The following is a 7,124-nucleotide window of genomic DNA, read 5'->3' on the forward strand; positions in this document are numbered from 1 at the left end:
GCGCTTCACCACTGCAAGGAATTGTTTTGTTGTCTACTTTTAAAAAACGCCTGAGCGCCAGCGCCGGCGTATTGGCCGCGCTGGCCACCGCCACATTGCTCAGCAGCTGTACCAGCACCAGGATCCCCTCCGCAGCGACGCCGGGCGAAGCGGGTTTGCCGGCCGTGCCGCCCGTGCAGCACATCACGGGTGAAGTGCCGCCGCCGGCGCCGCGCGAATTCCGCGCCGCCTGGGTCTCGACGGTTGCCAATATCGACTGGCCCAGCCGCAGCAATTTACCGGTCGCCAAGCAGCAAGCGGAAGCGCTGGCCATTCTCGACCGTGCCAAGTCCCTGAATCTGAACGCGATTGTGCTGCAAGTGCGCCCTAGTGCCGACACGATTTACCCGTCGCAGCTGGAGCCGTGGTCGGAATACCTGACCGGCAAGCAAGGCCAGCCGCCATTGCCCCTGTATGACCCGCTGGCCTTCTGGGTGGCCCAGGCGCATGCGCGCGGCCTGGAATTGCATGCCTGGTTCAATCCCTACCGGGCCCGTCACGCGACGGCCAAGTCGCCGCTGGCGCGCGACAGTTTCGCTTCCACCAACCCGGCATCCGTCAAGCAATACGGCCGCTACCTGTGGATGGATCCGGGCGACGCCGCCGCCTCCAAGCACACGACGGACGTGGTGCTCGACGTGGTGCGCCGCTACGATATCGATGGCGTGCACATCGACGATTACTTTTATCCGTACCCGATCGACGCGCCTGGCGCCGGTGCGGGGGCCGAAACAGCCGCGCTGGACGCGGGCAATGGCGGCGCCAAGCGCGAACTGCCGTTTCCCGATGAGCCTTCCTGGCAGCAATATCTGCTGGCCGGCGGCCAGCTGGACCGCCCTTCCTGGCGCCGCCAGAACGTCAACCAGCTGATCGAAGCTTTATATACAGGCATCCACCGTGAAAAGAGCTGGGTGCGCTTCGGCATCAGCCCGTTCGGCATCGGCCGCCCGGACCGCCGCCCTGCCGGCATCGTCGGCTTCAGCCAGTACGATAAATTGTATGCGGATGCGGAATTGTGGCTGGCCAAGGGCTGGCTCGATTATCTGTCGCCGCAGCTGTACTGGCCCGTGGCGCAGGCGCCGCAAGCGTTTGGCGTATTGCTCGACTACTGGCTGGCGCAAAACCCGTATGGCCGCCATGTTTGGCCTGGCCTGTACACGAGCCGTATCGACAATTCCGCCAAGTCCTTCACGCCGCAAGAGATCATCAAGCAGATCGAAGTGACGCGCACGCGCCCCGGCGCGAATGGACAAGTGCATTTCAGCATGGTGCCCCTGATGCAGAACCGCAAGGGTGTCAGCGAGCAACTCAAGGCGAGCGTGTATCAAAGCCCTGCCCTGATTCCCGCCACGCCATGGCTGGGCAAGGAAGCACCGGGTACGCCCGTGCTGGCTCTGCGCCGCGATTCCACCAGCCTGAACATCAAATTGACGGCGGGCGGCGGCAAACCCGTGGCGCAGTACGCGGTCTGGGCCCGCTACGGCGAAGACTGGCGCTTTACCGTGGTCACGGGCGTGCAAGGCGAACTGACCCTGGTCGACGATGCCATTGGTAAAGTCAATGCGGTGGTGGTCAGCGCCGTGGACCGCCTCGGCAATGAAAGCCCCCGCGTCACCGTGCGCGCACCGTTTACGGTCGTCGCCAAGTAATTTTGCCGGTTTACCGGCAATCCATAACCTGCAGGCATGAAACATGCGCAAGCTTTCATGCCTGCAAGCTCCGCTTGGCTTTACACTCATGCCATGATTTCCTTCCCTGCAATCAATACTGACATGGCCGTACTCGGGCTGGGCATCGACGCGGGCGGCACGCAAACACGCTGGGCTTTGGCCGGCGCGGATGGCGCCATCGTGGCGGACGGGGCCGTGGAAGGCTTGTCTGCCTTGCAAATGAGCAGCGATGCGGGCCGCGCAGCTGTGCACGCCACGTTTGCGAAATTGTCTCAGGCTGTGCTGGCCATTGGCCAGCCGCGCGCCGTGGTGGCTGGCTTGACGGGCTTTGGCGGCGACGATGTGACGCTGGCGCACATGCTGGCGGAGTTGCTGGCGCTGGACGCCGTCGACGTCCGCTTGGGCAATGATATCGACATCGCCTATCGCGACAGTTTTGAACCCGGCGAAGGCTATCTGGTCTACGCTGGCACGGGCTCGATTGCGGCCTGGATCGATGCGGATGGCGTGTTTCACCGCGCGGGCGGTCGCGGCGTGCTGCTCGACGATGGCGGCGGCGGTTACTGGATCGCGCGCGAAGCTTTGCGCCACATCTGGCGCCGCGAAGACGAGGCGCCCGGCAGCTGGCAAGCGTCGCCCATGGCCGAGGCCGTGTTTGCGCAACTGGGCGGCAGCGACTGGTCATTGTCGCGCGCCTTCATGTATGGCCAGGACCGGGGCGCCATCGGCCGGCTGGCGCTGGCCGTGGCCGCCAGTGCCGATGCCGACCCGTTGGCGCTGGACATCTTGCAGCGCGCGGGACAGGAACTGGCGCGCCTGGCCCTGGCGCTGGTATCGCGCCATGGTCCGCGTCCCGTGGTGCTGGCCGGCCGCGCGGCGCAGTTGCACCCGGCCATCGCGTCAGCCATGCGCGCCGCTTTGCCTGTATCGTTGACGATGGAACAGAAAGTTGCCCGTCCACATGACGCGGCGGCCAGGATAGCCGTCAAGGCGGCGGTCAATACACAGGCCAATACTGAACATTTTATTAACCCGAACACGGATCTTTCATGAAAAAAATCGCCCTCGCCCTGCTGGTGGCCCTGCTTTCCGCCTGTACCACGCCCGCGCCGCACCTCGACCATAGTTTGAATGCGCGCAGCCAGAGCCCGCGCGTGAAATTCATCGTCATCCATTACACGGTCAGCGACCTGCCCCGTTCGATCAAGATCCTGACGGAACAAGTGGTCAGCAGCCATTATTTGCTGACGGACACGGACAAGCCGAAGTTTTACGTGCTGGTCGACGAATCGCGCCAGGCCAATCACGCGGGTGTGAGTAACTGGAAGACTTATACACAGTTGAATGTCAGCTCGATCGGTATCGAAATCGTCAACCCCGGCTACAAAGACACGCCGGAAGGCCGCCTCTGGTATCCGTTTCCCCAGGCACAGATCGATGAGTTGATTCCACTGTTGAAAGATATCCAGGCCCGCTACAACATCGCGCCGGAAAATATCCTCGGCCATAACGAGATCGCGCCGCAGCGCAAGCAGGACCCGGGTCCGCTGTTTCCATGGCGCCAGCTGGCCGATGCGGGCCTGATCGTCTGGCCCGATGCGAACCGTGTCGCTGCGCAGCGCCTCATTTTTGAGCAGCAAGTACCGGACGCCGTCTGGTTCCAGAAAAAGCTGGCCCAGCACGGCTATGCCACGCCGAATACGGGCGTGTTCGATGAGGCGACGCGCAATGTGCTGATCGCCTTCCAGATGAAATATCGCAACACCTTGTTTGACGGCACACCCGACGGCGAAACGGCGGCCCTGCTGGAAGTATTGACGACGCCGGTGCCAGCTGTTGTTGCAAAGTAGCATAGCCGTTCCAGCCCATGACTTTTTCTTATATGCTGAACGTTGACGGCCCAGGCGGCCACGGCAAGGTAAAGGAATAGCTCATGCGGCTGCGTCATATCGAAGTGTTTCACGCCATCATGCAAGTTGGCACCATCAGCGGCGCCGCCCAGGTGCTGCATATCTCGCAGCCGGCCGTGACCAAGGTCTTGCAGCATTGCGAATTGCAACTGGGCATGCCGCTGTTCGAGCGCGTGCGGGGCAAGCTGTACCCGAAACCCGAGGCGCACCGTTTGTTTGTAGAAACAGAAAAGCTTAATCGCGATTTATTGGGCATCCGCCGCCTGGCGGCCAGCCTGAAGGGCCATGCGGTGGAAACCATCCGCCTGGTCTCCACGCCGACGATTGCCATCAGCGTCTTGCCGTTCGCCATGACGGAATGGCGGCGCGACTTTCCCCACACGCGTTGCCAGCTGGCCACACATCACACGGGAGAGATCGTCAATACCTTGCGCCTCGGTGAAGCGGACCTGGCCGTGTCGCTGCAAGACCCGCGCCATCCGGGCATCGTGGCCGAACCGATCGCGCAGGGCGTCATGACGGTGATCGCGCCGGCCGGCACCTGGCGCGCGGCCGATTGCGGCACCCCGTTGACGGCGCATGGCCTGAACGGCGAGCTGATCGGCCATACGGACAACGATCCGCTAGGCGAATTGGTGATCGCCGCCTGCGAGGCGCAGGATATCCACCCCGTGTTTTCCACCGTAGTGCAAACTTATCAAATCGCCCGTTCGCTGGTGGAAGCGGGCGCCGGCATGGCCGTGGTCGATCCGTTTACGGCCGCGTCCGGCTCGCCCGAGCGGCTGCAGCGCCGTCCCTGGGCGCCCACGATACCGATCCAACTGTATTTATTGACGGCGAGCCATTCGCCGCTGTCGCATGGCGCGCGGCGCCTGGCCGACAGCATCGGCGTGGCGGCGCGCAATTGCCTGGAAAGAGGAGTCTGATGTCTGTTGCAAGTCTGCAATTGGAAGCGGTGAGTAATGATCCGCAATTTCGCCACCTGAGCAGCATCGCCGGCATCGCCGTCGACTTGCGCTATGCCACGCCCGACAATTTTGTCGGCCGCGACTTATACAGCCCCATCGATTGCGCCTGGCTGCATCGCGATGCGGCAGTGGCGCTGGAGAAAGCCGTGGCGTGGCTGGCCGAGCGGCGGCCCGATCATCATCTGCTGGTGCTCGACGCCCTGCGCCCGCAGCGGGTGCAGCAGCAACTATGGGATGCGCTGCAGGGAACGGAGTTGCTCGGCTACATCGCCGAGCCATCGCGTGGCTCGATCCACTCGTTCGGCATGGCGCTCGACATCACCATCGTCGGCCCGGATGGGCAGGAACTGGACATGGGCACGGGTTTTGATGACCTGAGTGAGCGCTCGCATCCGGCACTGGAACTGGTGATGCGGGAAAGGGGAGAAATTACGGAGCAGCAAGTGGACAATCGCCGATTGTTGCGCGACGCCATGTTCCAGGCGGGCTTCTTTGGCATCAACAGCGAATGGTGGCATTTCGATTGCGGCGACCGGGTGCTGGTGCGCCAGACCTACACCCGGGTACTCTGATTAAAAGACTTTCAAACCCTTCAGCATCACGATCAGGATCAAGACGGGCGAGATAAAGCGCAGCAGGAACAGCAGCACATGTGCCAGTTGCCTGTTCTGCAACTGGCCGTGATTGCTGATCGCATCGATGAAATGCTGCTTGCCCCAGGCCCAGCCTGTAAACAAGGCAATCGCGATGCCGCCTACGGGCAGGAAGATATTCGATGAGACGAAGTCGAACAGATCAAACATATTCAAATCAAACAGCTTGAAGTCCGCCAGAGTGCTGTTACTCAGCGCGCACACGGAACCGAGCACGGCCAGCAGCAGCATGGTCACGATGGTGGCCTTGGTGCGTGTCCAGCCAAAGCGTTCATGGAAAATCACCACGGGCACTTCCATCAGCGACAGCATCGCCCCCGTGGCGGCGACGGCGGCCAGGATGAAGAACACCACCATCAGGACTTGCCCCATGGGAATCTGCGAAAACACGGCGGGAATGGTGATGAATACCAGCGACGGTCCCGCACTGGGTGCGAAGCCAAATGTGAACACGGCGGGGAAGATGGCGATGCCGGCCAGCATCGATACACCGAGGTCGGCCGCCATCACGCGCAAGGTCGTGACGGGGATATTCTGGTCGTCGCGGAAATAGCTGCCGTAGGTCATCATCGTGCCCATGCCGACAGACAATTTAAAGAAGGCCAGGCCCATGGCTGTCAGCACGACGGAAGCTGTCAGCTTGGAAAAATCAGGACGGAACAGGAATGCCAGGCCTTCGCCCGCCTTATCGAGCGACAGGCTGACCGCGCAGAGCAGGAGGAGTAACAGGAACAGCAGCGGCATGAGTTTCTTGGCGATCGCCTCGATACCCTTGGTTACGCCCAGCATCAATATGCCGCCGATAAACAGCAGCACGCCCCATTGCCACAACAGCGATTGGAGGGGATTGCTGATCAGGGAGGCGAAGGCCGCTTCCGTCACCAGTTTGTCGCTGCTGAGAATGGAGCCATCGATGGCCTTGGCAATATAGGCGAACACCCAGCCCACCACTTCCGAATAGAACGCGACGATCAGGAAGGCGGCGATCATGCCGATGACGCCGACCAGCCACCAGGGCTTGCCCTTCGGTGCCAGCTGCTCCATGGTCGAGATGGGATTGACCTTGGCCCGACGTCCGAGAGTGATTTCCGCGATCATCACAGGCAGTCCCACTAATAAGGTAGCGAGCAGATAGATGAGCAGGAAGCCGGCGCCGCCATTGGCGCCTGTCAGATAGGGGAACTTCCAGATGTTGCCGAGACCGACTGCGGAACCGAGGGTGGCGGCGAGTACGCCGAAGCCAGTGGTAAAGCCAGCCCGTTTCAGGGTCAGGCCTGATCCTTGAGCTTGTTGTTTCATGGTGAATCTTCTATGTGGGACGCGAATTTGCGCTGAGGGGGCGAAATTGTAGCAGTTGGCCGCAAATACCCGGGAAAAGCCTTGCTACTCCCGGGGCCCTTTGCTATAGTTCGCCTCCCCAATGAGACGCAATCAAATGCGGCAGTTGAGGATCACCGGAAACGGCGATGCAGTAAAAAGAAGGAGTTGACGGATTTAGCGAAATGCTTCATACTCTTCCTTCTTCGCAGCTGACAAACACAACGCTTTGTCGATAGCGCGAAAGCAGTACCGAATACAGTTCTTTAACAATTAACAGTCGATAAGTGTGGGCATTTGATGTAAGTGCAGCGATGATCTTCGGATTGTCGTAAAACTTAAAATATCAAATGTTCACAAGAAATAATGAAATAGGCGCTACGAAAGTAGTGGCCTGTCAGTTTTTTGAGTGAGCGACCCATCAGCAATGATGGTGCCGGTAAAACGGCAAAGTAACAGAGATTAAACTGAAGAGTTTGATCCTGGCTCAGATTGAACGCTGGCGGCATGCCTTACACATGCAAGTCGAACGGCAGCACGGAGCTTGCTCTGGTGGCGAGTGGCGAA

6 protein-coding genes and 1 rRNA gene are annotated in these 7,124 nt (G+C 60.7%); 6 read left to right on the plus strand and 1 reads right to left on the minus strand.

The window, feature by feature from the left end; translation table 11 throughout:
• Positions 1 to 26 precede the first annotated feature (26 nt).
• From AC54AG_RS18940 to AC54AG_RS18960, 5 genes are all read left to right on the plus strand, one after another.
• Entirely contained in the window at positions 27 to 1,688 is a 1,662-nt protein-coding gene (locus AC54AG_RS18940) for a glycoside hydrolase family 10-like protein (protein ID WP_496631273.1), read from the plus strand.
• A gap of 123 nt (positions 1,689 to 1,811) precedes the next feature.
• Positions 1,812 to 2,762 (plus strand): N-acetylglucosamine kinase, encoded by a 951-nt coding sequence (locus AC54AG_RS18945; RefSeq protein ID WP_496631274.1) that lies wholly within the window; start codon positions 1,812 to 1,814, stop codon positions 2,760 to 2,762.
• On the plus strand, positions 2,759 to 3,559 hold the full coding sequence (locus AC54AG_RS18950; RefSeq protein ID WP_496631275.1) for an N-acetylmuramoyl-L-alanine amidase: 801 nt from the start codon (positions 2,759 to 2,761) through the stop codon (positions 3,557 to 3,559). The genes AC54AG_RS18945 and AC54AG_RS18950 overlap by 4 nt, the downstream gene beginning before the upstream one ends.
• A gap of 83 nt (positions 3,560 to 3,642) precedes the next feature.
• Positions 3,643 to 4,545, plus strand: a complete 903-nt coding sequence (locus AC54AG_RS18955) for a LysR family transcriptional regulator (protein WP_034752410.1) — start codon at positions 3,643 to 3,645, stop codon at positions 4,543 to 4,545.
• Positions 4,545 to 5,159, plus strand: a complete 615-nt coding sequence (locus tag AC54AG_RS18960; RefSeq protein ID WP_070303132.1) for a M15 family metallopeptidase — start codon at positions 4,545 to 4,547, stop codon at positions 5,157 to 5,159. Before AC54AG_RS18955 ends, AC54AG_RS18960 begins: the two co-directional genes overlap by 1 nt.
• Here AC54AG_RS18960 and AC54AG_RS18965 read toward each other — a convergent pair whose 3' ends face one another.
• Positions 5,160 to 6,539 (minus strand): sodium-dependent transporter, encoded by a 1,380-nt coding sequence (locus AC54AG_RS18965; protein WP_496631276.1) that lies wholly within the window; start codon positions 6,537 to 6,539, stop codon positions 5,160 to 5,162. It abuts the gene before it with no gap.
• Between the two features lie 482 nt (positions 6,540 to 7,021).
• Here AC54AG_RS18965 and AC54AG_RS18970 point away from each other — a divergent pair.
• Positions 7,022 to 7,124: ribosomal RNA gene (locus AC54AG_RS18970) — 16S ribosomal RNA — on the plus strand; the annotation flags it as partial.

It is taken from the genome of Janthinobacterium sp. BCJ23, assembly GCF_059617945.1.

Bases quoted from the DNA above. Each gene is read 5' to 3' on its own strand.
- AC54AG_RS18945 (WP_496631274.1), top strand. From the start codon at position 1,812: ATGGCCGTACTCGGGCTGGGCATCGACGCGGGCGGCACGCAAACACGC.
- AC54AG_RS18950 (WP_496631275.1), top strand. From the start codon at position 2,759: ATGAAAAAAATCGCCCTCGCCCTGCTGGTGGCCCTGCTTTCCGCCTGT.
- AC54AG_RS18955 (WP_034752410.1), top strand. From the start codon at position 3,643: ATGCGGCTGCGTCATATCGAAGTGTTTCACGCCATCATGCAAGTTGGC.
- AC54AG_RS18960 (WP_070303132.1), top strand. From the start codon at position 4,545: ATGTCTGTTGCAAGTCTGCAATTGGAAGCGGTGAGTAATGATCCGCAA.
- AC54AG_RS18965 (WP_496631276.1), bottom strand. From the start codon at position 6,539: ATGAAACAACAAGCTCAAGGATCAGGCCTGACCCTGAAACGGGCTGGC.